The sequence below is a fragment of the Nocardia sp. SYP-A9097 genome, assembly GCF_009649815.1.
GTDB lineage: Bacteria > Actinomycetota > Actinomycetes > Mycobacteriales > Mycobacteriaceae > Nocardia.
The window spans coordinates 253,247-279,469 of sequence record NZ_WJIC01000006.1 but is presented as its reverse complement, the minus strand read 5'-3'; the positions used below and the strand labels follow the sequence as shown (position 1 = coordinate 279,469).

Annotated in this window: 25 protein-coding genes; 13 read left to right on the top strand and 12 right to left on the bottom strand. The window is 66.9% G+C overall.

Going from position 1 to position 26,223, the window contains the following annotated elements:
- Window positions 1-150: 150 nt before the first annotated feature.
- A complete protein-coding gene (gene glpK, locus GFY24_RS15575) occupies window positions 151-1,647 on the top strand; it encodes a glycerol kinase GlpK (RefSeq protein WP_153805751.1) in 1,497 nt (498 codons plus the stop codon).
- 163 nt (window positions 1,648-1,810) lie between these two features.
- Here the strand turns inward: glpK and GFY24_RS15570 are convergent, their stop codons facing one another.
- The 4 genes from GFY24_RS15570 to GFY24_RS15555 all read right to left on the bottom strand — a co-directional run bounded on the left by GFY24_RS15570 (window position 1,811) and on the right by GFY24_RS15555 (window position 7,454).
- On the bottom strand, window positions 1,811-2,995 hold the full coding sequence (locus GFY24_RS15570; protein WP_153805750.1) for a PLP-dependent aminotransferase family protein: 1,185 nt from the start codon (window positions 2,993-2,995) through the stop codon (window positions 1,811-1,813).
- 138 nt (window positions 2,996-3,133) lie between these two features.
- On the bottom strand, window positions 3,134-4,588 hold the full coding sequence (locus GFY24_RS15565; protein WP_153805749.1) for a hypothetical protein: 1,455 nt from the start codon (window positions 4,586-4,588) through the stop codon (window positions 3,134-3,136).
- Window positions 4,589-4,684: 96 nt separating this feature from the next.
- Window positions 4,685-5,851: a hypothetical protein gene (locus tag GFY24_RS15560; RefSeq protein WP_309230889.1), complete on the bottom strand. Its 1,167-nt coding sequence runs from the start codon at window positions 5,849-5,851 to the stop codon at window positions 4,685-4,687.
- 199 nt (window positions 5,852-6,050) lie between these two features.
- Window positions 6,051-7,454, bottom strand: coding sequence for an NAD(P)H-quinone dehydrogenase (locus GFY24_RS15555; RefSeq protein WP_153805748.1), 1,404 nt, complete (start codon window positions 7,452-7,454; stop codon window positions 6,051-6,053).
- 223 nt (window positions 7,455-7,677) lie between these two features.
- On the opposite strand from GFY24_RS15555, the gene GFY24_RS15550 reads away from it, so the two are divergent.
- Window positions 7,678-8,157 (top strand): gamma-glutamylcyclotransferase, encoded by a 480-nt coding sequence (locus tag GFY24_RS15550; protein WP_309230888.1) that lies wholly within the window; start codon window positions 7,678-7,680, stop codon window positions 8,155-8,157.
- 128 nt (window positions 8,158-8,285) lie between these two features.
- Here GFY24_RS15550 and GFY24_RS15545 read toward each other — a convergent pair whose 3' ends face one another.
- From GFY24_RS15545 to GFY24_RS15535, 3 genes are all read right to left on the bottom strand, one after another.
- The gene (locus GFY24_RS15545) at window positions 8,286-9,449 is read right to left on the bottom strand and encodes a M20 family metallopeptidase (protein ID WP_153805889.1); all 1,164 of its coding nucleotides are present in this window, start codon (window positions 9,447-9,449) and stop codon (window positions 8,286-8,288) included.
- Between the two features lie 164 nt (window positions 9,450-9,613).
- Window positions 9,614-10,834, bottom strand: a complete 1,221-nt coding sequence (locus GFY24_RS15540; RefSeq protein WP_228566343.1) for a M20 family metallopeptidase — start codon at window positions 10,832-10,834, stop codon at window positions 9,614-9,616.
- Between the two features lie 183 nt (window positions 10,835-11,017).
- Entirely contained in the window at window positions 11,018-11,725 is a 708-nt protein-coding gene (locus tag GFY24_RS15535; protein WP_153805746.1) for an enoyl-CoA hydratase/isomerase family protein, read from the bottom strand.
- A 205-nt stretch (window positions 11,726-11,930) separates the two neighbouring features.
- On the opposite strand from GFY24_RS15535, the gene GFY24_RS15530 reads away from it, so the two are divergent.
- Both GFY24_RS15530 and GFY24_RS15525 read left to right on the top strand, forming a co-directional pair.
- Window positions 11,931-12,710, top strand: coding sequence for a purine-nucleoside phosphorylase (locus GFY24_RS15530; RefSeq protein WP_153805745.1), 780 nt, complete (start codon window positions 11,931-11,933; stop codon window positions 12,708-12,710).
- A gap of 147 nt (window positions 12,711-12,857) precedes the next feature.
- The gene (locus tag GFY24_RS15525; protein ID WP_153805744.1) at window positions 12,858-14,504 is read left to right on the top strand and encodes a phospho-sugar mutase; all 1,647 of its coding nucleotides are present in this window, start codon (window positions 12,858-12,860) and stop codon (window positions 14,502-14,504) included.
- An 11-nt stretch (window positions 14,505-14,515) separates the two neighbouring features.
- Here the strand turns inward: GFY24_RS15525 and upp are convergent, their stop codons facing one another.
- Window positions 14,516-15,139: a uracil phosphoribosyltransferase gene (upp, locus tag GFY24_RS15520; protein ID WP_153805743.1), complete on the bottom strand. Its 624-nt coding sequence runs from the start codon at window positions 15,137-15,139 to the stop codon at window positions 14,516-14,518.
- 138 nt (window positions 15,140-15,277) lie between these two features.
- Here upp and GFY24_RS15515 point away from each other — a divergent pair, with 138 nt between their 5' ends.
- From GFY24_RS15515 to GFY24_RS15495, 5 genes are read left to right on the top strand one after another with little or no spacing between them, the layout of a single operon-like run.
- Window positions 15,278-15,601, top strand: coding sequence for a type VII secretion target (locus GFY24_RS15515; RefSeq protein WP_194852887.1), 324 nt, complete (start codon window positions 15,278-15,280; stop codon window positions 15,599-15,601).
- 49 nt (window positions 15,602-15,650) lie between these two features.
- Complete coding sequence (locus tag GFY24_RS15510; protein WP_309230887.1) at window positions 15,651-16,832, top strand: NlpC/P60 family protein; 1,182 nt, start codon at window positions 15,651-15,653, stop codon at window positions 16,830-16,832.
- A complete protein-coding gene (locus GFY24_RS15505) occupies window positions 16,829-17,170 on the top strand; it encodes a hypothetical protein (protein ID WP_309230886.1) in 342 nt (113 codons plus the stop codon). Before GFY24_RS15510 ends, GFY24_RS15505 begins: the two co-directional genes overlap by 4 nt.
- On the top strand, window positions 17,167-17,508 hold the full coding sequence (locus GFY24_RS15500; protein WP_153805741.1) for a YbaB/EbfC family nucleoid-associated protein: 342 nt from the start codon (window positions 17,167-17,169) through the stop codon (window positions 17,506-17,508). Before GFY24_RS15505 ends, GFY24_RS15500 begins: the two co-directional genes overlap by 4 nt.
- A 14-nt stretch (window positions 17,509-17,522) precedes the next feature.
- Window positions 17,523-18,773 (top strand): primosomal protein, encoded by a 1,251-nt coding sequence (locus tag GFY24_RS15495; RefSeq protein ID WP_153805740.1) that lies wholly within the window; start codon window positions 17,523-17,525, stop codon window positions 18,771-18,773.
- Window positions 18,774-18,829: 56 nt separating this feature from the next.
- On the opposite strand, the gene GFY24_RS15490 is transcribed toward GFY24_RS15495, so the two are convergent.
- From GFY24_RS15490 to GFY24_RS15475, 4 genes are all read right to left on the bottom strand, one after another.
- Window positions 18,830-19,921, bottom strand: a complete 1,092-nt coding sequence (locus GFY24_RS15490) for an adenosine deaminase (RefSeq protein WP_153805739.1) — start codon at window positions 19,919-19,921, stop codon at window positions 18,830-18,832.
- Window positions 19,922-20,106: 185 nt separating this feature from the next.
- The gene (locus GFY24_RS43340; protein WP_153805887.1) at window positions 20,107-20,370 is read right to left on the bottom strand and encodes an excalibur calcium-binding domain-containing protein; all 264 of its coding nucleotides are present in this window, start codon (window positions 20,368-20,370) and stop codon (window positions 20,107-20,109) included.
- A 373-nt stretch (window positions 20,371-20,743) separates the two neighbouring features.
- The gene (locus GFY24_RS15480; RefSeq protein WP_153805738.1) at window positions 20,744-22,033 is read right to left on the bottom strand and encodes a thymidine phosphorylase; all 1,290 of its coding nucleotides are present in this window, start codon (window positions 22,031-22,033) and stop codon (window positions 20,744-20,746) included.
- 37 nt (window positions 22,034-22,070) lie between these two features.
- A complete protein-coding gene (locus GFY24_RS15475; RefSeq protein ID WP_153805886.1) occupies window positions 22,071-22,472 on the bottom strand; it encodes a cytidine deaminase in 402 nt (133 codons plus the stop codon).
- A 300-nt stretch (window positions 22,473-22,772) separates the two neighbouring features.
- Here GFY24_RS15475 and sdhC point away from each other — a divergent pair, with 300 nt between their 5' ends.
- From sdhC to GFY24_RS15455, 4 genes are read left to right on the top strand one after another with little or no spacing between them, the layout of a single operon-like run.
- Window positions 22,773-23,165, top strand: a complete 393-nt coding sequence (gene sdhC, locus GFY24_RS15470) for a succinate dehydrogenase, cytochrome b556 subunit (protein WP_153805737.1) — start codon at window positions 22,773-22,775, stop codon at window positions 23,163-23,165.
- Between the two features lie 10 nt (window positions 23,166-23,175).
- Window positions 23,176-23,607 carry a succinate dehydrogenase hydrophobic membrane anchor subunit gene (locus GFY24_RS15465; protein WP_153805736.1) on the top strand — a complete coding sequence of 144 codons (432 nt, stop codon included), beginning with the start codon at window positions 23,176-23,178 and terminating at the stop codon, window positions 23,605-23,607.
- Window positions 23,608-23,622: 15 nt separating this feature from the next.
- Window positions 23,623-25,392: a succinate dehydrogenase flavoprotein subunit gene (gene sdhA, locus GFY24_RS15460; RefSeq protein WP_153805735.1), complete on the top strand. Its 1,770-nt coding sequence runs from the start codon at window positions 23,623-23,625 to the stop codon at window positions 25,390-25,392.
- Window positions 25,392-26,165, top strand: coding sequence for a succinate dehydrogenase iron-sulfur subunit (locus GFY24_RS15455; protein ID WP_153805734.1), 774 nt, complete (start codon window positions 25,392-25,394; stop codon window positions 26,163-26,165). The genes sdhA and GFY24_RS15455 overlap by 1 nt, the downstream gene beginning before the upstream one ends.
- The last annotated feature ends 58 nt before the right edge of the window (window positions 26,166-26,223 follow it).

The window sequence follows — 26,223 nt, the reverse complement described above, 5'->3', positions numbered from 1 at the left end:
GCGGCGGTTCGTATCGATGTCGACGCTCAGTTACTCGCACGCAACCGTAGTCCACACCGCTCGCGGATGGTGCGACCCGGCGGCGCCGGTGTCCGGGCCGGGCGAGCGTCATGGCGGCGCGCACGCGATCGCGGCGAGTAACCTGCTCGAATGCGTCGATATGTGGCTGCCATCGATTCCGGTACGACCTCCAGCCGGTGCATCGTCTTCGATCACCAGGGCCTGATCGCCGGGGTCGCGCAACGCGAGCACGAGCAGATATTCCCGCAGCCCGGCTGGGTCGAACACGATGCCGAAACCATTTGGCGCAATACCGAACTCGTGATCGCCGAGGCCCTCGACACGGTCGGCATCGGAGCGGGCGATATCGCCGCGGTAGGCGTCACCAATCAGCGGGAGACCACCGTGGTGTGGGAGCGGGCCACCGGGAAACCGATCCACCATGCCATCGTCTGGCAGGACACCCGCACCGCCGATCTGACCGTGGAACTGGCCGGAGCCATCGGCCCGAACAGGTACGCCGATCGCACCGGACTGCCGCTGTCCACCTACTTCGCCGGGCCGAAGCTGCGCTGGATCCTGGATCGGGTGCCGGGAGCGCGGGAGCGCGCACAGGCCGGGGAACTCTGCTTCGGCACCATCGACAGCTGGATCCTGTGGAATCTGACCGGCCAGCACATCACCGACGTCACCAATGCCTCCCGCACCATGCTGATGGATCTGCGCACGCTGCAATGGGATTCGCAGATCTGCGCCGAATTCGGTGTTCCGATGGCCATGCTGCCGACCATTCGCAGCTCATCGGAGGTGTACGGCGAGATCACCACCACCGCGCTGGCGGGCACACCGGTAGCGGGGATCCTCGGCGATCAGCAGGCCGCCACCTTCGGGCAGGCCTGCCTGTCCCCCGGTGACACCAAGAACACTTACGGCACAGGCAATTTCATGCTCATGAACACCGGCACCACACCGGTCTTCAGCGAGCACGGGCTGCTCACCACCGTCTGCTACCGGCTGGCCGATCAGCCCGCCGTGTACGCCCTCGAGGGATCCATCGCGGTGACCGGATCGCTGGTGCAGTGGCTGCGCGACAACCTCGGCATGATCACCGATGCCGCTGAGATCGAACCGCTGGCGAGCAGCGTCGAAGACAATGGCGGCTGCTACATCGTCCCGGCCTTCTCCGGCCTCTTCGCACCGCGCTGGCGACCCGATGCCCGCGGCGTCTTCGCCGGTCTGACCCGCTTCGTCAACCGCGGTCATATCGCGCGAGCGGTGTTGGAGGCCACCGCTTTTCAGACCCGCGAGGTGATCGAGGCCATGCGCGCGGACGCCGCGGCCCAGCAGCTGGATGTGGAGAAGGTGACCCTCAAGGTCGACGGCGGGATGGTGGCCAACGAACTGCTCATGCAGTTCCAATCCGACATCCTGGCCGCCACCGTGGTGCGCCCGGTGGTCACCGAAACCACCGCCCTCGGCGCGGCATACGCGGCGGGCCTGGCCGTCGGCTACTGGTCCTCCACCGACGACATCCGGGCCAACTGGGCCGAGGACAAGCGCTGGAATCCCACCATGACCGACGCCGACCGCGACCACTTGGTCCACGAGTGGAACAAGGCAGTGGAGCGCACCTACAACTGGGCTTGACGCTGAACCCCCTCTCGGGGACTTCGAGCCGGACCTGGGTGCGGCGACAGTTGCGTTGGCCGCCGGCGGTTTCGGGGGCGGACGGGTTGGCCCGTCCCCCCGGAGTTACCCCGACCGGAACCAAATCAGTTGTCGGCTTGTGCCTACGGACGAATTTTGTTGCTCAACCGATAGCGGCGTGCGCCTTGGCGAGGCGGGCTACGGCTTCCTCCAGGACGGGGGTGTCCGAGGTGGTGAAGCACAGGCGCATGGAGTGGGTGTAGTCGGTGGAGACGGCGAAGGCGGCGCCGGGGACGTAGGCGACGCCCGCGTCCAGGGCGTGCGGGAGCAGGGCCTGGGTGTCGGTGCCGTCGGTGAAGTCGGCCCAGACGAACATGCCGCCCGCCGCGTCGGAGGTGGTGATGCGGTCGCCGAAGGTGGTGCGGACCGCGTTCACCAGGGCGCGGGCGCGCTGACCGTAGACCTGGCGGACCGAATCCACGTGGGCGGCAAGCCAATCGGTGTCCGCGAGCAGTGTCGCGGCGATCTGCTGGGTGAGGGCGGAGCCGCAGAGGTCCGCGCCCTGCTTGAGCAGTTCCACGGCGCGACAGACCTGGGTGGGGGCCACCATCCAGCCGACGCGCAGGGACGGGGCGAGGATCTTGGAGGCGCTCGACAGGCGAATCACGTTGGGCGAGTGCGTCGCAACGGGCGCGGGCGAGGGACGGTCGAACCAGAGTTCACCGTAGGGATCGTCCTCGATCACCCAGAAGCCGTGCGCGGTGGCGAGTTCGGCCAATTCGACGCGACGCTGCGGGCTCATGGTGACGCCGCCGGGGTTGTGGAAATTACTGACCGTGTGCACGAAGGCGGGGCGCTCACCCTGCGCCAAGAGTTCGCGCAGGACATCCACGCGCATGCCCTCGGCATCGAGCGGCACTGCGACGATGCGCGCCCCGGCGGCCCGGAAGACCTGCAGCGCACCGACATACGCCGGATCCTCCACGATCACCAGCGCGCCCGGATCGAGCAGTACCTCGGCGAGCAGGGACAGCGCCTGCTGCGAGCCATGCGTGACGAAGACCTCGTCCACCGAGAGGGTGCGGCCCATGCGCGCCGATTCCCGGGTGGCCAGCACCTCGCGCAGCGGGCCCCAACCGGGGGATTCGGTGTACTGGAGTACCGAGCGATCACTCAGTGCGGCGTCGGCGGCTACCGCGATCCGGTCCCGGGGCATGAGCTGTGCGTCGGGCAATCCACCGGCCAGGCTGATGATCTCGGCGCGCGCGGTGAGCTTGAGCAGATCGCGAATCGCGGAACTCTGCAGGCCGTCGAGCCGCCGGGACAGCGGTGGAGTGATCGCGGACATGAAACACCTCCGAGGGAACGCCGGGGTATGCGAAATTCCACTGTGTCACAGGGGCGACCAGGATATGAAATTTCAATCCCGCATTGTGAGATGTATCAAGCATACGGCGGACCCGGAGCCGGGTCCGCCGCGGCCGGTCTATCGCCCGTCGATGGCGAAGATCAGGTGTTTGCCGTCCTTGTTCACGGTGGTGATGCGCTGCCGGTAAACGGTGGTGGTGCCGTCGGGGCGATGCTCGGTGAGATCGGCGTCGTAGGCGTCCGCACCGAGATCGGTAATGCGCAGGCAGTAGCTGGTGCCCTTGGGGATCACCTCGTCGATGGCCTGCTGAATGACCTCGGCGGGTGAGACGGTCGGAGAATCCGAGGTCACGAAGGAACGCGCCTTGGCACCATCGCGGTCGGCGTAGAAGGCGTGCTGGAAACCCAGAATCGCGTCCGCCCCCGAACCGTTGCCGCCCGGACCGTTGCCGATGGTCAGCGACCCCTCCCGCTTGGACGGGCAACTGAGCGCGGCCATACCGGAGGACGGCGCGGCGGTGGTGACCGTGCCGCCCGGACCGAAGGCCGCCTGCGTATCCTCGCCGCCACCGCTATCACCACGCGTCAGCGAGACGACCACCAGGGCGACCACCACGATCAAAGTCAGCGCGCCCGCACCGACCGCGATCGGCATCCAGGACTTCTTCTTCGGCTCGGCCTGCGGCACCGCGGTTTTCGGAGCCAGGCGCTGTGCGATCGGATCGTCCGCCCAGGAGAGCGACTCCTGCTTGCCACTCTTACCCGCTCCGCCCTTACCGGGCTCGGCCTTCTTGGGCATGAGCATCTTGGTGAGCGGGTCATCCGCCCACGACAGCGACTCCTCTTGCGGTGCGGCGGAATCCGAGGGCGGCTGACCGGAGTCGGCCGCGCGCAGCCAGGCCGACTCACGACCCAGCTGGGAGGTCTTGATACCACCACCGGTGGCCCAGCCCGACTTCTTCTTCGGCGCGGGCGACTCCGGCGCGGTGTCGTACCGCACCGTCTGCTCGGCGTCATAGCGCACGGTCTGCTCGGATTCGTCGAAACCATTGCCGTACAACGCATCCGCATCGCCCGGGTACGGCGTCGAGGAGTCCGGGGCGAGATACTCCGGTGCGGCCGCCGGCGTCCCGTCGGCGGGCCGCCACGCCAACTCCGGACTGGCCGGAGCCGGTGCGGGCGACCATCCCGCCACCTGCCCGTCGGGCACCGGACGGAACTCACCCGTCGGCGGGCCGAACTCACCCGCGGACCCTAAATCGGCAACCGGCGCACCGAATTCCGTACTCGGTGGCCCGAAAGTGTCTCCAGCGGTACCGAATACGGAGATCGGCGGCCCGAAGTCATTGAGCGACGGCCCGAATCCCGACAGCGGCGGCCCGAAATCGGAGTCGGTACCCGCGGCCGGAGCACCCGCCTCGTTCGACTGCGTGGTATTCGACTGCGCGTCGTCCTGCGATGCGGGATCTCGTTGCGCGCCCGCCTGCGCGTCGTGCTCGGTCCCCGGGCTCGGCGCTCCGGCGTCGGCGCCCGATGCGGGGCGGTCCGCCGACTCGTCCTGGCCGGAATCCATCACACGTCCTTTCGTCACACACGCGTGGGGCGGTCGCTTACGACCGCCCCACGCGACAACTCAACTCTTGCCGGGCACCGTGATGTGCCCGCGTTCTCAGTACTGGACCGAACCGCCCACCTGTGTGGTCATGCCGCCGATATCGGTGGTCTGTCCGGGGAAGTCGCCCACCGGCAGCCTACCAACCTGAGCGGCCGCGTCCAGGATGGTTGCGCCACCCGGCATCAGGCGGATGAAGTTCTCCGTATCGGCCTTCACCGCATTGGGCACGGTGGTGTCGAGAATGAACTCCATCTTGCGATCGTCACCCGTACCCGCGGTGGTGAAGGCCGTCACCTTGATCCGGTTGAGCTGGGTGAAGTCCAGCGACATACCGGCCTCACCGGTACCGCCCGGGGTGGTGTAGCCGATGGTGCCGACGTACCCGTCCAGATTGCTGAAGTGGTGGGTGTTGGCGGCGAAACCGGGCACCGTGGTGCCACCGTCGATATTCGCGCCGATCTCGGTGTGCGGACCGGTCATCTCGACCACGGGCGCGGCCGGCGCGGTCTCCACGGCCGGGGCCTGCCACTGCGGCTTCTGCACGGTCGGTTCGCCGGTGAGGGTGTTCAGCGTGGTGTCCGGCTGATCCTGATCGGTGGTGACCGCGGGCTGCGCGGTGCCCGGGTTGTTCGCCTGCGCGCCCGGGTTGTTGGCCTGGGTGTCCGGCTTGGTCGCCGGCGCGGGCGGCACCTGCACCGGAACGGCGGGCACCTGCTGGCCGGGGACCGGCAGCGGTGCCACTCGAGGCACGGTCACACCGGGCTGGGTCGGCTTGGAATCCTTCGGCGCGACACCGGCGGGCTGGGTGTCATCGGTCTTGGGCGTCTCACCCGAGGGCACCGTGGCACCGGGCTGCGTGGCGCCCGGCTGCGTCGTACCGGGCTGCGTGGTCCCCGGCTGGGTAGTGTCCGGCTTGGGCGAGCCCGGGGTGGTGACACCCGGCTGGTTCTGCTGCGGCTTGGTGGTACCCGGCTGCACATTCTCCGGCTTGGGCGCCGGAACCACCACGGCCTGTGGGTTTTCCGGGGCAGCGGGCTCGGTGGTCGGCTGCGACCCGTCGGGCTGATTGTCACTCGGCTGCTGGCCCGGCGCGACAGGGACCGCGCCCGGGTCCGTGGGGGCGGCATTGGCCGGTGCGCCCAGCAGGCTGACCACGGCGGCCGCTCCGGCCAACGACAGGGAGGTGCTGGCCTTGATCCGATTCGGCTTGCGGTGCTTCACTTTTCGCCCTATTCCTTCGTCCCTCATCGCCGCGATCGGGCATGCGGGGCGAGTACGAGTTGAGCACCGGCCGCGTCGGAAAGGGTTGACCCCCCGGCGTTCTCGCGACCGCCCTGCCGATCGCTTCCCGTCGCGAAGTGAATCACACCCGCGTAATGGGGGCAAGACGGCGGGCGGCATTACACCGGAAGTTAACCCGTCAGTCGAGGTCGTCGTGGCGCATGAGCTGACGTGCCGCCTCGGTCACCGAGCCGGTCAGCGACGGGTACACCGAGAACGTCTGGGCAAGATCGTTCACCGTCAGATTGTTCTGCACCGCAAGGGCGATGGGCAGAATCAGCTCCGACGCGATGGGGGCGACCACCACGCCACCGATCACCACACCGGTGGCGGGACGGCAGAAGATCTTCACGAAACCCCTACGCAGGCCCGACATCTTGGCACGCGGATTGGTGTTCAACGGCAGCATGACCGTGCGCGCGGGCACCTCACCATTGTCGATGGCGGTCTGACTGACACCGACGGTCGCGATCTCCGGACGCGTGAACACCGCTGACGCAACGGTTTTCAAGCGAATCGGCTGCACACCCTCACCGAGTGCGTGATACATGGCGATCCGGCCCTGCATGGCGGCCACCGAGGCCAGCGGCAGCAGGCCCGTGCAGTCACCGGCCGCGTACACGCCGGTCGCGGTGGTGCGGGAGACCCGGTCCACGCGCAGGTAACCACCCTTGTCGAGTTCGATACCCAGGCGCTCGAGACCGAGATTCTGGGTATTCGGAATCGAGCCGACCGTCATGAGCGCATGCGTACCGGTCACAGTGCGGCCGTCGGACAGTTTCACCACGATGCCGTCGGCGGTGCGCTCCACCGCATCGGCGCGGGCATGCTTGACCAGCTCCACACCGCGCTCGGCGAGTGCGTCCTCCAGAACCAGCGCGGCATCGGCGTCCTCGCCGGGCAGCACGCGGTCGCGACTGGAGACCAATTTCACCTTCACGCCCATTTCGGTATAGGCGGAGACGAATTCGGCACCCGTGACACCCGAGCCGACCACCACGAGCGTCTCGGGCAGCTCCTTGAGGTCGTACAGCTGACGCCAGTTGAGAATGCGCTCACCATCCGGCTCCGCGCCCGGCAGTACCCGCGGGCTCGCACCGGTGGCGATCAAGACCACCTCGGCCTCGATGACCAGCTGCTGGCCATCGCTCAGCGTCGCCTTCACCAGATGCGTTGCCAGACCCGGAGCTTGATCGATGAGCTCGCCGTGACCGCTCAGCACGGTGACACCCGCGGTCTGCAACTTCACCTTGATATCGGCGGACTGCGCCTGCGCGAGCGCCTTCACCCGCGAGTTCACCTCGGCCAGGCGCACCTGCGCCTGCGAGGGATGCACGGTGATGCCCAGGTCACGGGCGCGGCGCAGATCGGTCCGGACACCGGTGGAGGCGATGAAGGTCTTGGAGGGCACACAGTCCCAGAGCACGCACGCGCCGCCGATACCGTCACAGTCGATCAGCGTGACGGGCGCGCCGTGCTGTGCGGCGACCAGTGCCGCCTCATATCCGGCGGGTCCGCCTCCGATGATCGCAATGCGGGTCATGGTTCCCTCGCTTCTGGTGGGCTACCGGGATCTCCGGTGCCGCAGCACAACGTTATCGGCTCGCTTTCGTACAGGTCCGACCGCATCTGGAGACAAGTTCGTCACAGTCGGGACCCACCGGAAGGCAGATCGTGGCTGCTCCGGAGCGACCGGTTCGTATACGCGAACCGCCTAGGATCGGGATCAGGGGAGGTTGCCCGGGAATGTTCGATACGCTCTCACAGTGCCGATTTACGCCGCCTATGGATCCAACATGGATCCCGAGCAGATGCTCAAGCGCTGTCCGCACTCCCCCGTGTACGGAACCGGCTGGCTGGAGGGTTGGCGCCTGACCTTCGCCGGGGACGACATCGGCTGGGAGGGCCCGCTCGCGACGGTGGTCGAGGATCCGGGTTCCCGGGTATTCGTCGTCCTCTACGACGTGCCGGGTGAAGACGAGACGAGCCTGGACCGCTGGGAGGGCTCGGACTTCGGCATCCACAAGAAGATCCGGCTCCGGGTAACCCCCAACCAGGGCAACGCCACCCAGCCCGTGCTGGCCTGGCTCTACGTGCTGGACGCCTACGAGGGTGGCCTACCCTCGGCCCGTTACCTCGGTGTCATTGCCGAAGGAGCCGAAAAAGCCGGCGCCCCAAGCGAATACGTGCACGCCCTGCGCACCCGCAACAGCAAGAACGTCGGCCCGGGCACCTTCGGCCCGTAGGCACGACACCCCCAACCACGAAGTGGGGCCGACGCATTCAGCGTCGGCCCCACTTTCATGTCGCCCCCTCGAACGCCGCCGGGCCGCACCATCAGGTGCGGCCCGGCGTTCCATTCTCAGCGCCTGCCTCAGTAGGCGTTCAGGACGATATTCGTCATGACTCGGATGCCGACCTCGAGGGCCCGCTCGTCGAGATCGAAGGTCGGCTGGTGCAGGTCGAGTTGTTCGCCCTGACCGGACCAGACACCGAGGCGCGCCATCGCGCCGGGGACCTCTTCCAGGTACCAGGAGAAGTCCTCGCCGCCACCGGACTGCTGGGTGTCGGCGAGAGCGTCGGGGCCGATCTCGCGGATGGCAGCCTCGAACATGCGCACGGCCAGTTCGTCATTCACGACCGGGGGGACACCGCGCTTGTAATTGAGCTGCCAGCGCACACCGGTCGGCGCGAGCAGGCCCTCGACGATCTCACGCACCATCGGCTCGAGCAGCGACCAGGTGAAGTGATCGCCGGTGCGGACGGTGCCGGTGAGCATGCCGGTCTGCGGAATCGCGTTGGGCGCCTTGCCCGCCGACACCGCACCCCACACCATGACGGTGCTGGTGCGCGGATCGATACGACGGCTCAACAGTCCCGGCAGACCGGTGATGACGGTGCCGATGGCGTACACCAGATCGCTGGTGAGATGCGGGCGCGAGGTGTGCCCGCCGGGTGAGTCGAGGACGAGTTCGATGGTGTCGGCGGCGGAGGTGATGGCTCCCACCCGGATTCCGACGCGGCCGACCTCCAGGCGCGGATCGCAGTGCAGCGCGAACATCCGCGACACGTCCTCCATGGCACCGGCCGCGACCATATCGATGGCACCGCCGGGCATGACCTCCTCGGCGGGCTGGAAGACCAGCCGCACACCGACCGGCAGGTTCGGCACCTCGGCCAGGGCCAGCGCGGTACCGAGCAGGATCGTGGTGTGCGCGTCATGCCCGCAGGCATGCGAGACACCGGGCACGGTCGAGGCGAACGGCAAGCCCGTGTACTCCTGCAACGGCAGCGCGTCCATATCGGCGCGCAGGCCGATCCGCGGGGTATCCGGGCCGATATCGACGATCAGCCCCGTGCCGCTCGGTAGTTTGCGCGGTTCGAGTCCGGCCTTCACCAGCCAGGATTCGATGAATTCGGTGGTACCGAACTCGGTGCGGGAGAGCTCCGGATTGGCATGGATGTGGCGACGCCAATGGATCAGATCGTCGGCGTGCTCCGCGAGCCAGCCATCGACGATTGCCCGGCCATCGACCATGTCTTTCGGCAAATCCGCCATATCAACACCCACCGTGCCCATTTCAAAGCCCATGCCCATATCGACCACCGAGCTGCCCGTCGCGACGCTCGCGGTCCCCTGCGCAACGCAAGTGCCCGCGGCATTATGTCCTGAGGCTCGCGCCGCGGACCGGCCGGTTGTGCTCACCGAATGTCCTCCTGTCGAAGAAACTGCCGTTGTATGACTCGTTCCGACAACCTGTCCCGATGAAATTTGTCGCCTGTGAGTTGTATCGCGGTGCGGGCCAGAGCCGTTGCCCCGTCGATGACAGCCCGATCGGCCGAGGCGTTGACCGCCGCCACCGCGAACGCGGGCTGATGCGTCACCGCTCCCCCGGCATCGATGCCGATGACCGGGTGAATGCCGGGGATGACATTGGTGACATTGCCCATATCCGTGCTGCCCAGCGGCCGTGCGGCCTCGAGTTCCGGGGCTATCGGCTCGCGCCCGAGATCGCGGATCTGCTCGCGATAGGCACACAGTAGTGCGCTGTCGGGAGTGAGCTCGGTATATGTCGGCGCGAGCTTCCGGATTTCATGTGTGCATCCGGTCGCCAGGGCACCTGCCTCGAAACAAGCCGATGCGCGTTGCATCAGATCCTCGAGTGTCGCGGAGTCGACTGCCCGTAGGTAATACAGCAGTTCCGCGTGTCCGGGCACGATATTGGGGGCTACGCCGCCCGAGCCGACTATACCGTGCAGTTGCTGTCCGGGGAGCAGATGTTGTCGCAGCAACCCTAGAGCAACTTGCGCGATGGTGACGGCGTCCAGGGCATTCCGGCCACGTTCGGGCGCGGCGCTGGCATGGGATTCGCGGCCGAGATAGGTCACCGAGAGATCCGCCAGAGCAAGTGAATGCGCGCCCGCGATGTCCTCCGGACCCGGATGGATCATCAGCGCCATGGCCACCTCGTCGAAGACACCGCGGTCCAGCATGAGCACCTTGCCGCCACCGCTCTCCTCGGCGGGAGTGCCGAGCAGTTTGACGGTGATATCGCAGGCGTCCGCGACCGCGGCGAGACCGAGCGCCGCACCGACCGCCGAAGCGGCAATGATGTTGTGCCCGCAGGCATGTCCGATCTCCGGGAGGGCGTCGTACTCGGCGCAGATACCTACCACCAGGTCACCATGGCCGAACTCGGCGGTGAACGCCGTGGGCAGATCCGCGACCCCGGATTCGATCCGGAAACCGCGCTCACGCAACGGCTCGATCACCTTCGCGACGCTCCGGAATTCCTCGAAAGCCAACTCCGGCTCGGCATGAATCGAATGCGAAAGCGCCAGCAATCGCTCCCGCGAAACCTCGATCGCGGAATCCACAGCACCGAACAAAGCCGGATCAGCCGGAGCAACCGAGGTATTCATCGACGCAGCATTCCATGACGGCCCGGGTACACCGAGCCGACTTAGCGGGGGAAAAGAGTTCCGGTCATCGCCGCTGCGCGATGGTGGCATAAACCACAGTCTTACACCCCCGTCGCGCGATGGCTCATCCGGTGAGTCGGAAAACTCACGGCCGCCACCGCGCGCGGAGCGAAAAGTGCCAGCTCAGCTCGGGCTGAAACCCAGGTTCTCCGGGGTGGTCTCGACGGCCAGGCCCGCCAGGATGTGCTGGTGCAGGGCGCGCTTGATGACCGGGAGGTTCGGCTTGCGGTTGCCCTTGAGCGCATCGGCCTGGGCGACGGCGGCGGCCAGCAACGACTCGGCATCGGCCTTGCCGTCGACAATCTTGGCGGCGATGGCGTCATCCGCGCCGTAGCGGCGGCCGGTGGTCATGGCCTCCACCGCGACCTGATTGGTGAGGCGGCCGGTGACCAGCGCGTTCATCGCGACGGTGAACGGCATGCCGAGTTGCACCTCAGGCAGGCACCAGAAACCGCGATCCGCGCGCATCAGACGGAAATCGCAGGAGGTCGCGAGCATGGCGCCGGCACCGAACGCGTGACCGTTCACGGCGGCGATGGTCGGCATCTGGAAGGTCAGCAGGCGGGTGTACAGCGAGTGCACGCGATCCAGGTACCAGCAGTTCTGGTCGAAATTGCCGAACAGCCAATCGGTGTCGAGGCCATTGCTGAAGAACTTGCCGTTCGAGGTGACCACCAGTGCGGCCGGACCCTCGGACGCCTCGACCTCGTCGAGCAGGGCGTGCAGCTCGGTAATCAAGTCCGGGTGGAAGCGGTTCTCGCTGTCGATATTCTGTACCTCGGCACCGAGGTACAGCACGAACACGTCCCCATCACGCTTCAAATACGGCATAGACGCAGCGTAGCGGTGCCGTTCCCGGTAACTACCGACGGGTAGTTACCCAAGGTGACAACTGATTTCGTGCGGTCGGGGTAACTCGTCGGGTACGTCCAAAATGGTTTCCGCACCCAACCGGCGGCACGCGCGCGAGACGGTCAACGGCAGTCAGCCGGGCGCTGAAGTCTCGGGGAGGCGGGACAGGGACTAGGGTGGCTGCATGCTATCCGAGCAGGCCGCGAAGGCTATTGCTGATCGAACGGGAGTGGAGCGCCACCGCGTCGCGGTGGTACTCGGATCGGGTTGGCAGGAGGCCGCCGCGGAGATCGGCGAGCCGGCCACCTCGATCCCCATGGCCGAGGTTCCGGGCTTCGGATCACCTACGGCGCAGGGACATCAGGGCACCATTCACTCGGTCACGGTCAATGACTCGCCGGTTCTGCTGCTCATGGGCCGCCAGCATCTCTACGAGGGCCATGAGCCCGCGCAGGTCGTGCACAATGTGCGCACCGCGCTGGCGGCGGGCGCGGAGACCATCCTGCTCACCAATGCCGCGGGTGGTATCCGCGGCGATCTGCGTGTCGGCGAGCCGGTACTGATCAGCGATCACATCAACCTCACCCTGCGCACCCCCATCACGGGAGCGAATTTCGTCGACCTCGTCGACGCATGGGATCCCGAATTGCGTTCCATGGCAGGGGAAGTCGACCCCAGCCTGACCGAGGGTGTCTACGCGGGCCTGACCGGACCGCAGTACGAAACCCCCGCCGAGATCCGCATGCTGCGCACCATCGGCGCGGACCTGGTCGGCATGTCCACCGTGCTCGAGGCCATCGCCGCCCGCGAAGGCGGAGCCCGAGTCCTGGGCATCTCCCTGGTCACCAACCTGGCGGCGGGCGTCACCGGCGCGCACCTCTCGCACGCCGAGGTCCTCGCCGAAGGCCACGCCGCCGCACCACGATTGGGCAAACTACTGCGCGGGGTCCTCGAGCGCCTATAAGGCGAATAAACGAACACCGGTCGGCAGTAGCCGCTTCCACCGGACCGCAAGATCCGGTCAGGCACCGTCCACGCACCGGAACGATGCCCGGACGAGACTCTTCGGCACGATCACGGCGATGCGCCGAGACGAGATCAGGAGGCGTACATGCTGCGATTCGGCACCGCCGGACTACGCGGTCCATTGCAGGACGGTCCCGACGGCATGAATGTCGACACCGTATCCCGGGCCAGCGCCGGAATCGCCGACTGGCTCCGAAACCGCTGCCTGGGTGGTGGTTTGGTGATCGTCGGCCGCGACGCCCGGCACGGCTCCGCCGAATTCGCCGATGCGACGGCGGAAGTCTTCGCGGCGGCGGGTTTCTCGGTGCTTACACTCCCCCGCCCGCTCCCCACACCGGTGGTGGCCTACGCGGTGCGCGCACTGGGAGCCGTTGCCGGAGTGCAGATCACCGCCTCGCACAACCCTGCCACCGACAATGGCTACAAGCTCTACCTCGAAGGCGGCTCGCAGCTCGTTCCGCCCGCCGACGGTGAGATCGAGAAGTGCATCGATGCCGTCCACGGGCGCATCCACCGCACCGATCCCGCTGCCACCGCACCGAATCCGGGCATTCTCGACCTCCCCGCCGAGGCGTCGATCGAGGATATGGGCGAGGAGATCGTCCGCCGCTACCTCGCTCGCGTCGCGGCCCTTCCCGAAATCGTCGGCGGCCCACGCCCCCGGCCGAGCTCGTTCGCGCGCGCCGTGGCCACACATGACTCCACGGCCGGAGACGGGGCGGAGGCCGCACAGACGGAGTCCGGGCGAAACCCGGTGCCGCGCGCGGATATTCGAATCGCCCTGACCGCAATGCACGGGGTGGGCGGAGCGCTCGCGACCGCCGCACTGCGGGCGGCCGGGTTCGACGAGGTGCTGGTGGTAACGGAGCAATTCGCGCCCGATCCGGATTTCCCAACCGTATCGTTCCCGAATCCCGAGGAGCCGGGAGCCTCGGATCTGCTGCTGAACTTGGCCGAACGGCTCGATGCCGATATCGCGATCGCGCTGGATCCGGACGCCGACCGATGCGCGGTGGGGGTTCGCGGGCCGAACGGCTGGCGGATGCTGCGCGGCGACGAGACCGGAGTGCTGCTGGGCGACTTCGTATTGCGCACCGCCGCAGCGGATTCGCTGGTCGCCACCACGATCGTGTCCTCACGACTGCTGAGCGAACTGGCCGCGGCGCGGGGTGCGCGCTATGCCGAAACCCTCACGGGGTTCAAGTGGTTGGCTCGCGCGGGCGACGGCCTGGTGTACGCCTACGAAGAGGCGATCGGGCACTGCGTGGACCCGGTAACCGTGCGGGACAAGGACGGCATTTCCGCCGCCGTACTCGCCGCCGACCTGGTAGCGCAGCTGAAAGCACAGCGACGCACCATCTTCGACGTGCTCGACGATTACGCCGTCGAATTCGGCGTGCACGCGGGCGATCAGGTCTCCCTGCGATTGGCCGACGCGACGGAGGCGGCCGCTGTCGTGGAGCGATTGCGGACAACACCACCGGTGGAGATCGCCGGAGAAAAGGTGACCTGCACCGACATGTCCCAGCTACGCGGGCAGATGCGCACGGACGCACTGGTTTTCGAGGGTGAATCCCTACGCGTGGTGATTCGCCCCTCCGGCACCGAACCGAAGCTCAAATGCTATGTGGAAGTGGTGCGGCCGGTAGCTGCGGCGGCCGACCTCGCTGCCGCGAAAGCCGCTGCGGCCCTGCAACTCTCCGAGATCCGAGCCTTCTGCGAGAAGCTGTGATCCGTTGATCTTCAGCGGGGGCCGAATTGGCGGTCGCCGGCGTCGCCGAGGCCGGGGACGATGTAGGCGTCGGAGTTCAGGCCACGGTCTATGGAGGCGGTTACCAGGCGGACCGGGTGGCCCGACTTCTCCAGGGCGGCAATGCCTTCGGGGGCGGCGACGACGCAGATGACGGTGATGTCGTGGGCGTTGCGGGTGGCGAGCAGGTCGAGGGTGAAGACCATGGAGCCGCCGGTGGCGAGCATGGGGTCCAGCACGATGACCGGGGTGGCGGAGAGGTCCTCGGGGAGGGACTCCATATAGGGGGTGGGCAGGTGGGTCTCCTCGTCGCGCGCGACGCCGACGAAACCGATTCGGGCGTCGGGGATCAGGTTCTCGGCGGTTTCGACCATGCCGAGTCCGGCGCGCAATACCGGGACCAGCAGCGGGGGCGAGGACAGACAGGTGCCCTCGGCGGCGGCCACGGGGGTGACGATCGGGAAGCGGGTGACGGGGGCGTCCCGCATGGCCTCGTAGACCAGCAGACCGGTGAGATCACGCAGCGCCGCCCGAAATGTCGGGTTCGTGGTGTGCGCATCGCGCATGGTCGTGAGCAAAGCGGCAGCGAGCGGATGGTCCACGATGTCAGTGCGCATAGGAAAACGATAGGTCAGCACAGCGATTCGAGGTGATAGCCGCCCGAAATCACTCCGCACCGGAACCGATTCCCCGCCCCCGGCGTCCAATCTCATGCAGTACGTAATCAGCCAGCGACCGGCACGATGGGGGCATCCATGCACCGGATCACGATCGATCCCGACGGCCTCACCAACTATGCGGCCACGGCCACCGCCATGGCCGCGGCCCTCGCCACCGCCACCACCCGCGCCGCGGCCGCCGACCCGCTCCTACTCACCCCCGCGCTCGGTCTCATCGGCGCGGATTTTCTCACCACCTTCCGGGCTGCCCGCACCACTCACCTCGCCGCGCTCGGCACCCTCGCGACCGTCCTGACCAGCCTCGGCGCGGCAACCACCGGGGCCGAAGCCGCATACCTCACGACCGACACCGGCTACGCCTCCGCTTTGAAAGCGACCTGCCGGGAGGTGGAGGCATGATCGCCATGCGAATCGAGCTCGACAGGGCAATCCACCTCGAGGTGAACCGGTGAGCGCGGGACTCGAGGTGGAGGCGCTGGCCGAACCGATTGTGCGGCTGCTGGCGAGTTTCGGATCCGGGTCCACCGATGCCGCGGCCGCTGCGCTGCGGGAGTCGTCCGGGGTGGTGGATGGTGCTCATGAGGCGGGCCGATCCGGAATCAATGGGATGTACACGGCATGGAATGGGCGCGGCGGGGATGCCGCCATGGACAAAGCGCTACAGGTGCAGACGGGAGCCGCCACGGTCTCCGATCGGGGCGAGGCGATGGCGGCCGTGGTCGATCGAGCCGGAGCCGAGGTAGCCGCCGGGCAACGGGAGGTGGCGGAGATTCTGCGGTCGTTCCTGGCGAAGGTCGACGCGGTATCGGCGGCGGGGTTCAGCCCGGCCGCCCTCGCGCTGATCGTGGGGACGGCCATCGACCATGTGGGGCAGGCGCTGCGAATCGTGCAGCGGGTGCGCGCCGAACTCGAGGCCGAGACCATCTCCATGAGCGAATTGGCAACGCCGCCAAAGACTCCGGCACCCGCGATCCTCGCACCCGAGGCGACGAGTGCGGCCGCGGTCGAACCCGCGGCGAGCGGATCGGCGGTGGTGCCCGCGAGCGCGGGGTCGGCGCTCGGCGGCGGGCAGCAGGTCGCGTCGACGGTCGTCTCCTCCGGCGGGAAGGTGCTGGAGTCGGGGGCTTCGATGCTGAGCGGGTTGTCCACAACGGCCGCGTCCGTGGGTGATTCGCCGCCCACCAGCACCGATCGCTCACACCGCAGTACCCCGGAAACCCGCCCCAGCGGGACCAGGGTGAAGTTGACCCTGCCGGACGGCAGTACCGTGGAGGCCCCGAACCAGCAGGCCGCCGATGCGGTGCGCAGTGCGTTGAGCGCGGTCGGGACGCCGTATGTGTGGGGCGGCACCACGCCGGGTGCCGGTCTGGATTGCAGTGGTTTGACGCAGTGGGCGTACGCGCAGGCGGGCGTGCCGCTGCCGCGTTTGGCGCAGGAACAGGGTTACGGGCATCAGCAGGTGAGTCCAGGGGACTTGATGCCCGGCGATCTCGCGGTATGGGACGGGCATGTGGCCATGGTGATAGGCAACGGTCAGCTCGTCGAGGCAGGCGATCCGGTCCAGACGGGTCCGATTCGAACGGAGAACATGGGAATGGGATTCCTCGGCTTCTACAGGCCCACCGCGTGAGCGGGCAGGAGATTCCGAAGGTCACCGTGGCGGCGAGCGCCAATCGCGCGGGCACGGTGACGGTGCACGCCACCGATCAGGGTATGCCGGTGGAGATTCGGTTCGAGCGCGGTGAATACCGTTACGGCGCACAGGCTCTGGCGGATGAGATCCTGCGGCTCACCAAGCGCTCGGCCATTGCCGCCAAATCCCGTCGCCGCGAACTACTCGCCGAAGCCGGGGTGCCGCAGGAGACCCTGGACTGTCTCGGCCTGCCTACCCGGCAGGCCGCCGTCGACGAACTCGACCGCCTCGATGCGGCCGATACCGGTCCGACGAATTGGCTGCGCAACGCATGAGCGCCGAGATGGACGCACTGGTCAACGGCGTCACCAACCAGTTGGAAGCCCTGGAGTCCACCCTCGCCGGACTGCGCGAAGTGCGCGGCAGATTCACCAGCGAAGACCGTTCCGTCAGCGCCGAAGTCGACGGCGACGGCGCACTCACCGGACTCCGGCTGGCCGAATCGGTGACCTCCCGCCCACCCGCGGAAGTCGCCCGGTTGGTGGTGTGGGCATGCCGCGAAGCCGCCGCGCGCGCCACCGCACAACGCGCCGAAATCCTTGCCGGATTGAACGAGTCCCTCACTCCGGGAAATGTTGGGGGCGACCCGGATAGTGCCCGGAGCGACCACTAGATAGGCTTCCGGTCATGGCTTCTGGAGACATCGTCCCGATCGCGCTCGGCCTGACCAAAGGCGATCTCGTCACCCTGTGGGCACCGCGCTGGCGCGACGGCGATGATGAGTGGCAGGCATTCCTCGGCCACGAGGAGGATCTGTACGGTTTCGACTCCGTAGCGGAGCTGGCCGCGTTCATCCGAACCAATGCCGAGAACGATCTCGTCGATCATCCCGCGTGGAAGATCATCGCTGGTCTGTCGGCTGCCGAACTGGAGCCGGAGGAGCAGTACGTCTTCGATCTGGTCGGCGTGCCCGAGCTGGCCGCGGACGATCCGGATCCGGAGATCATCTCCGAACTCGAGGAGACCCTCGAGATGGTCCGCAATATCGGCGATGTCTGTGAACTCGATGTCGTGAACAAATTCTTCGGCTCGCACCCGGTACTGGGCGCACTGCCCGGCGGTGTCAGCGCCTTCGCCGGCAAGGAGGGCGAGGAGCTGTGGGATTCGATCGGCGCGGCCATCAACAAGGATTGGGACGCGGTCCTGGACGCCATCGACTCGGTGGTGGAGATCCCGGACGTCGACGCGGACGCGGTGGCCGTCGCGGAGGCGGAACTGCTTGCGGCGGAAGAGAACATCGTCGACGCCGAGGATGCCGCCGATACCGATGAGGATATCGAGCCGGTCGACCTCAATGCCGAAGACGAGGAAGAGGACGAAGACGAGGAGCTCTCGTTCTGGCATGAGGTCGGCATCGACCCGGTCAAGATCGTCACCTCCGAGGGCACCTGGTTCACGCTGCGCTGCTATGTGGACGACGAGCCGATCTTCCTCGGCAAGGACGGGTCGATCACGGTCTTCGGTTCCGAGCGCGCCCTGGCCCGCTACCTCGCCGACGATCACGAGCACGATCTGGTGCGGGTGAGCACCTACGGCGATGTCCAGACCGCGGCGGTCGACGGCGGGCTCGAGGTCGAGGTGGACGAGGAGAACGTCTACGTCCTGCCCGGCCTGGCCGACGATCTGGCCGAGGGCCCGAAGGCGGTGGACACCGATCAACTCGATCTGGCGGTCGAATTGTTCACCGACGCAGCCGATTACGCCGAAGAGGACAATGTCGAGACCGCTCTCGCCGTCTCCTCCCCGCTCGGCTGGTACGTCTCCTACCTGCTGAACCCGGACCCGAGCCGGATGGCCCCGAACCCGCCGTTCAAGGCCGAGGCCGATGCCTGGCGCGCCCTCGAGGAAGCCTTCGAGAGCCGCCTGAGCAAAGCTTAGGACACGAAAAACCAACGGCCGCTCGACCTTCCAGGGAAGGTCGAGCGGTCTTGTTTCTATCCGAGCAGTACCGCGTAGCCCGGCTTGATTACCTCGTCGATGATGCGCAGCCGCTCCGGGAACGGGATGAACGCCGATTTCATGGCGTTGATCGTGAAGCGCTCCAGGTCGCTCCAGCCGTAGTCGAAGGTGGTGGCCAGCTTGTGCATCTCCTCGCTCATGCTGGTGTCACTCATCAACCGGTTGTCGGTATTGACGGTGACCCGGAAGCGAAGGCGCGCAAGCAGATCGAAGGGATGCTTGTCGAGCGAGGGCACCGCGCCGGTCTGCACATTCGAGGACGGGCACAGCTCGAGTGGAATTCGCATGTCCCGCACGTAATTCGCGACCAATCCCAGTCTCGGCCCGTCCGCCGAATCGGTGATGTCGTCGGTGATGCGCACGCCGTGCCCGAGCCGGTCGCAACCGCAGAAGGCAAGGGCCTCATGGATGGACGGCAGCCCGAACGCCTCGCCCGCGTGAATTGTGAAGTGCGCGTTATTGGCTCGCATGTACTCGAACGCGTCCAGGTGCCGGGTGGGAGGGTACCCGGCCTCCGCGCCCGCGATATCGAAGCCGCCGACACCGCGGTCGCGCCAGCGCACGGTCAGTTCGGCGATCTCCCGGGAGCGCGCGGCATGCCGCATGGCGGTGAGCAGGCAGACGACCCGAATCGGGGTGGCAGCCGCGGCGGCGAGCGCCTCGCCCTCGCGGAAACCCGCGATGGTGTACTCGACGACTTCGTCGAGCGTCAGCCCGTTGTCGAGGTGTTGTTCGGGCGCGAAGCGAACCTCGGCGTAGACGACCCCGTCCGCGGCGAGGTCTTGCGCGCATTCGCGCGCCACCCGCCGCAGACCGTCGGGGGTCTGCATGACGGCGACGGTGTGCGCGAAGGTCTCCAGATAGCGTTCCAGCGAACCGCTGTCGGCCGCGTCGCGGAACCAATTGCCGAGGGTTTCGGCATCACCGGCGGGTAACTGGTCGTAACCGCAGTCGCGAGCCAGCTCCAGTACGGTCGCCGGGCGCAGGCCGCCGTCCAGGTGATCGTGCAGGACCGCCTTCGGCGCCTGGCGGATCGAAGCGAGAGTGAGGGGCGTCGGTCCAGTCATGTAGAAACGGTAGCCGCATTCGTGTTCTGCGGCATGGGAGTTCGCCCGTGTGCACCCTCTCGTAGGCGTGTCGTTGCCCGCGCGTTGCTGGGGGTAACAAGAACTTCATCTGGAAGCCGCCCACGGATCCCGGAGTGGCCCCGCACAATTCCCGCGACGGCCCGCCGAATGTGGCAGGCGGGCCGTCAGTAGCCGCAGGCGACGCCGTTGCCGTCGGGATCGAGCTGACGCGTATACCCGGGTTGCCCGGCCAGCAGCGGGGCCTTGCCCTGCGCGCGCACCTGCTCGCAATTGACGTAATACGGGTAGGGGGCCGGCTGCGAGGTAGGCGGCGGAGTGTTGTTGATCCGCGGTTCGGCCGAGGCGACGGCGGGCAGCACCGCCGTACAAACGATCGCACCGAGACAAGCCGCAACCGAGCCCCGCAATCTGAAATCGCTTCTATTCATCACTCCCCCAGGCTAGGCCCCTCCCCCCACACATAGCTGCCGCGCCGGTCACAAACTGGACAATTGATCACCAGGAACCGAGTGCAGCGGGCAGCCCAGAAACACCGCCACCAGTTCCTGCTGATCACTCGACCAGCTCGGGGCGCGGGGGATTGGTCGGCGGCCACCGCACCCGCCGGCACCGACCTGCCGGACAGCGTGGCGAGACTATTTGCGCGAGCCACGGACCGGCCGCCGCGCGGTGCGGGGCATCGTCACCCCCGAACCGATCCGCCGCCCCTCGCCCAGCACCAGGGAAGTGCCCATAACCGCGAGTGTGCACTCATGGTGGTGGCGCACGGCGTGTTGCCGCCGTGGGTGCACACTCGCGGGGCTAGGGGGTGATGCGAGCAAGTACCAGGGGGCTCTGCGGGATGGAGGTGTCACCGATATCGAAGACCGAATGGAGGGTTTCCAGGGCGGTGGGGATGGCCTCGGGAGTGTCCGTGTGGAGGGTCAGCAGGGGTTGGCCCGCGGTAATGGGATCGCCTGGTTTGGCGTGCATTTCGATGCCCGCGCCCGCCTGGACCGAATCGCCTTGGCGGGCGCGGCCGGCGCCCAATTGCCAGGCGGCTATGCCTATGTCGAGGGCGTCGAGGCGGGTGAGGGTGCCTGAGGCCGGGGCGACAACGGTTTCCGTGTGCAGGGCGCGGGGCAGGGGTGCGTCGGGGTTGCCGCCCTGGGCGGCGATCATGGCGCGCCAGTGGTTCATGGCGCGGCCGTCGGCCAGGGCGTCGGCGGGGTCGATGCCGTCGATTCCGGCCTGCAGCAGCATTTCCCGGGCGAGGGTCAGGGTTAGTTCGACCACATCGGCGGGGCCGCCACCGGCCAGGACTTCGACGGATTCGGCTACTTCCAGGGCGTTTCCGGCGGTGCGGCCGAGCGGGGTGTCCATGGCGGTGAGCAGGGCCACGGTGCGCACGCCCGCGTCGGTGCCGAGTTCGACCATGGCCGTGGCCAATTCGCGGGCCTGGCCGAGTTCCTTCAGGAACGCGCCGCGGCCCACCTTCACATCGAGGACGAGCGCGCCGGTGCCCTCGGCGATCTTCTTGCTCATGATGGAACTGGCGATCAGGGGGATGGATTCGACGGTTCCGGTGACGTCACGCAGTGCGTAGAGCCGTTTGTCGGCGGGGGCGAGATCGGCTCCGGCGGCGCAGACGACCGCGCCGATGGCCGGATCGGCGAGGATTTCGCGCATGCGGTCGACCGAAATGTCGGCCTGCCAGCCGGGAATCGCCTCGAGCTTGTCCAAAGTGCCGCCGGTATGGCCCAATCCGCGGCCGGAGAGCTGCGGGACGGCCGCACCGCAGGCCGCCACCAGCGGTGATAGCGGCAGGGTGATCTTGTCCCCCACGCCGCCGGTCGAATGCTTGTCGACCGTGGGCCGGGTCAAATCGCTGAAGTCCAGGCGCTTTCCGGAGTCGAGCATGGCGGCGGTCCAGCGCGCGGTCTCCCGTCGCGTCATGCCGCGCAGCAGAATCGCCATGGCCAGCGCGGACATCTGTTCGTCCGCGACCTCGCCGCGGGTGAACGCGTCCACCACCCAATCGATTTGCGCGTCGCTGAGTTCCCCGCCGTCGCGCTTGGCCCGAATCACCTCTACCGCCGAGTGCACACTCATGCCCCCAACCCTGGCATGCGGACGGCGGGTTCGCGGGCTACTGCTGTCCGGCTTCGAGGTCGTCGGGGCCGAAGGCGTCGGGCAGGAGGGTACTCAGAGGAACGGGCGAACCCTTGTGGTCGATGAGCGCGTCGGCTCCGCCGTGTTCGTACAGCAGTTGGCGGCAGCGGCCGCAGGGCATAAGGATTTCGCCCCTGGAATCGCAGACGGAGACCGCCCGCAATCGTCCCCCACCGGACGAAATCAAGTTACCGACCAGTACACATTCGGCGCAGAGCCCCAAACCGTATGAGATATTTTCCACATTGCAGCCGCTCACAACGCGGCCGTCCACGGTGAGAGCAGCGGCCCCGACGGGGAACCTGGAGTAGGGCGCATAGGCATTCCGCATGACTTCAAATGCTTTGTGGCGCAGCGCATTCCAAGCGATTTCCGACATATCGGACCATCCTCCCACACCCATGACGGGACCGCCCGGAAAGCCACCGAACAAGGCCTCGAAAATCAGGAAAGGCAAACCTAACTCAGCATTTTCTGAGCCAACGAGCGGCACGCCGAATTAGTTCCGGTCAACCCCTGGGATTAGAGTTCACGACAGATCGGTTCAGGTTCCCGACTGCGGGCCTGCAGCACTGCCACCGGACGTCATTCCGGCTGTGAGCTGGTGTTATTCGACAGTCCAATGGCTCCGCGCCGGATCTGACCGGGTCCATCAACGACGTTGGAGGCACCGCACTCTATGACCACGCTAGAAGCTCCGGCCAAGCCGAAGCGGACCCTGTACCGAGGCGACCCCGGCATGTGGTCCTGGGCTCTGCACCGCATCACCGGCGTGACGATCTTCTTCTTCCTGTTCGTCCACGTTCTGGATACCGCTTTGGTGCGCGTCAGCCCGGACACCTACAACCAGGCGATCGAGACCTACAAGAACCCCATCGTCGCCCTCATGGAGATGGGTCTCGTTGTCTGCGTGCTGTTCCACGCGTTCAACGGCATCCGCGTCATCCTGGTCGACTTCTGGTCCAAGGGACCCCGCTACCAGCGGCAGATGCTCTGGATCGTGCTCACGATCTGGATTCTCGTTGCGGGCGCCGGCATCGGCCGCCAGCTCTTCTACCTGCTGACGAATTGAGCCACTGACCATGACCGCACCTGTTCTCGGTAAGTCCTACGACCGCCCCGCCAGCCTGGACGCGCCCCGCGCCCCGCGGCGGCAGGGTGGCAACAACTTCGAGAAGTACGCGTGGCTGTTCATGCGCTTCTCCGGCCTGCTGCTGGTCGTCCTGGTCATCGGCCATATGACGATCATGCTGATGCTGGACGGCGGCGTGCACCGGCTCAACTTCGCCTTCGTCGCCGGTCGCTGGGCCTCGCCGTTCTGGCAGATCTGGGACCTGACCATGCTGTGGCTGGCGCAGCTGCACGGCGGCAACGGTCTTCGCACCGTGATCGACGATTACGCGCGCAAGGACTCCACCCGCTTCTGGCTGAAGACCGCGCTGGTCGTCTCCATGATTCTCGTCATGGCGACCGGCACCTACGTGATCTTCACCTTCGACCCCAACATCAGTTAGGAACAGGCCGCCCCGATGAGTGAATCCCGTCCGATTCAGGAGCACCGCTACGACGTCGTGATCGTCGGAGCCGGTGGCGCGGGTATGCGCGCGGCGATCGAGTCCGGACCCCGCGTCCGCACCGCTGTCCTGACCAAGCTCTACCCGACCCGCAGCCACACCGGCGCGGCGCAGGGCGGCATGTGCGCCGCACTCGCGAATGTCGAAGAGGACAACTGGGAATGGCACACCTTCGACACCGTCAAGGGTGGTGACTACCTGGTCGACCAGGACGCCGCGGAGATCATGGCCAAGGAGGCCATCGACGCGGTGATGGACCTCGAGAAGATGGGTCTGCCGTTCAACCGGACCCCCGAGGGCAAGATCGACCAGCGTCGCTTCGGCGGTCACACCCGTGACCACGGCAAGGCCCCCGTGCGCCGCGCCTGTTACGCCGCCGACCGCACCGGTCACATGATCCTGCAGACGCTGTACCAGAACTGCGTCAAGCACGACGTGGAGTTCTACAACGAGTTCTACGTGCTCGACCTGGTCATGACCGACTCCGAGCGCGGCCCGATCGCGACCGGTGTGGTGGCGTACGAGCTGGCCACCGGTCAGCTGCACATCTTCCACGCGAAGTCGATCATCTTCGCCACCGGTGGTTCGGGTCGTATGTACAAGACCACCTCCAATGCCCACACCCTCACCGGTGACGGCATGGCGATCGTGTTCCGCAAGGGACTTCCGCTGGAGGACATGGAGTTCCACCAGTTCCATCCGACAGGTCTCGCGGGTCTGGGCATCCTCATCTCCGAGGCGGTCCGCGGCGAGGGCGGCATTCTGCGCAACGCGTCGGGCGAACGATTCATGGAGCGCTACGCCCCCACCATCAAGGACCTCGCACCGCGTGACATCGTCGCCCGTTCGATGGTGCTCGAGGTGGCCGAGGGTCGCGGTGGCGGCCCGAACAAGGATTACGTCTTCATCGACGTGACCCACCTCGGCGAGGACGTGCTCGAGGAGAAGCTCCCCGACATCACCGAGTTCGCCCGCACCTACCTGGGCGTCGACCCGGTCAAGGAGCCGGTGCCGGTCATGCCGACGTGTCACTACGTCATGGGCGGCATCCCGACCCGCATCCGCGGTGAAGTGCTGCGCAACAACACCGATGTGGTCCCCGGCCTGTACGCCGCCGGTGAGTGCGCGTGCGTCTCGGTGCACGGCTCCAACCGTCTCGGCACCAACTCGCTGCTGGACATCAACGTGTTCGGCCGGCGCGCCGGTATCGCCGCCGCCGAGTACGCCCAGCGCAGCGAATTCGTCGAGATGCCGGAGAACCCGGCGCAGATGGTGCAGGACTGGCTGGCGCTGATCCTGTCCGATCACGGCAACGAGCGCGTTGCGGATATCCGCACCGAACTCCAGGCCACCATGGATGCCAACGCGGGCGTGTTCCGCACCGAGGACACCCTCAAGCAGGTCCTCACCGACATCCACGGCTTCAAGGACCGCTACACCCGGATCACCGTGCAGGACAAGGGCATGCGCTACAACAGCGACCTGCTCGAGGCCGTCGAGCTCGGCTTCCTGCTGGAGCTGGCCGAGGTCACCGTGGTGGGTGCGCTGAACCGTAAGGAATCGCGCGGCGGCCACGCCCGTGAGGACTACCCGGACCGCGACGACACCAACTACATGCGGCACACCATGGCCTACAAGACGGGCCCGGAGCTCATCTCCGACATCCGTCTCGACTACAAGCCGGTGGTGCAGACCCGTTACGAGCCGATGGAGCGTAAGTACTGATGACTGCCACACTCGACAAGGCGGCTCCCCAGAAGCCTGCGCCCGTGCCCAACGGCTCGACCATGATCACGGTCAAGATCGCGCGCTTCAACCCCGAGAACAATCTCGGTAACCACTGGGAAGAGTTCCGCGTCCCGGTGCTGCCGACCGACCGGTTCCTGAACGTGCTGCTCTACATCAAGTCCTACCTGGACGGCACGCTCACCTTCCGCCGCTCCTGCGCCCACGGCGTCTGCGGTTCCGATGCCATGCGCATCAACGGTGTGAACCGGCTGGCCTGCAAGGTCCTCATGAAGGACATGCTGCCCAAGAGCGGCAAAGACCTCACCATGACCGTCGAACCGATCCGCGGCCTGCCCGTGGAGAAGGACCTCGTCGTGGACATGGAGCCGTTCTTCGACGCGTTCAAGGCGGTGAAGCCGTACCTGATCACAACCGGTAACGAGCCGACCCGTGAGCGCATTCAGTCCCAGCACGACCGCGCGCGCTTCGATGACACCACCAAGTGCATCCTGTGCGCCTGCTGCACCACCTCCTGCCCCGTGTACTGGAGTGACGGTAGCTACTTCGGCCCGGCCGCGATCGTGAACGCGCACCGCTTCATCTTCGACAGCCGTGACGAGGCCGCGCGTGAGCGCCTGGACATCCTGAATGACGTTGAGGGCGTGTGGCGTTGCCGCACCACCTTCAACTGCACCGACGCGTGCCCCCGTGGCATCGAGGTCACCAAGGCGATCCAGGAAGTCAAGCGCGCCCTGCTGTTCGCACGCTAGGAAGTCCCACTCCCGGGGCCCTCAGGGGTAGACCCCTGAAACCCCGGGCCGCCAAACC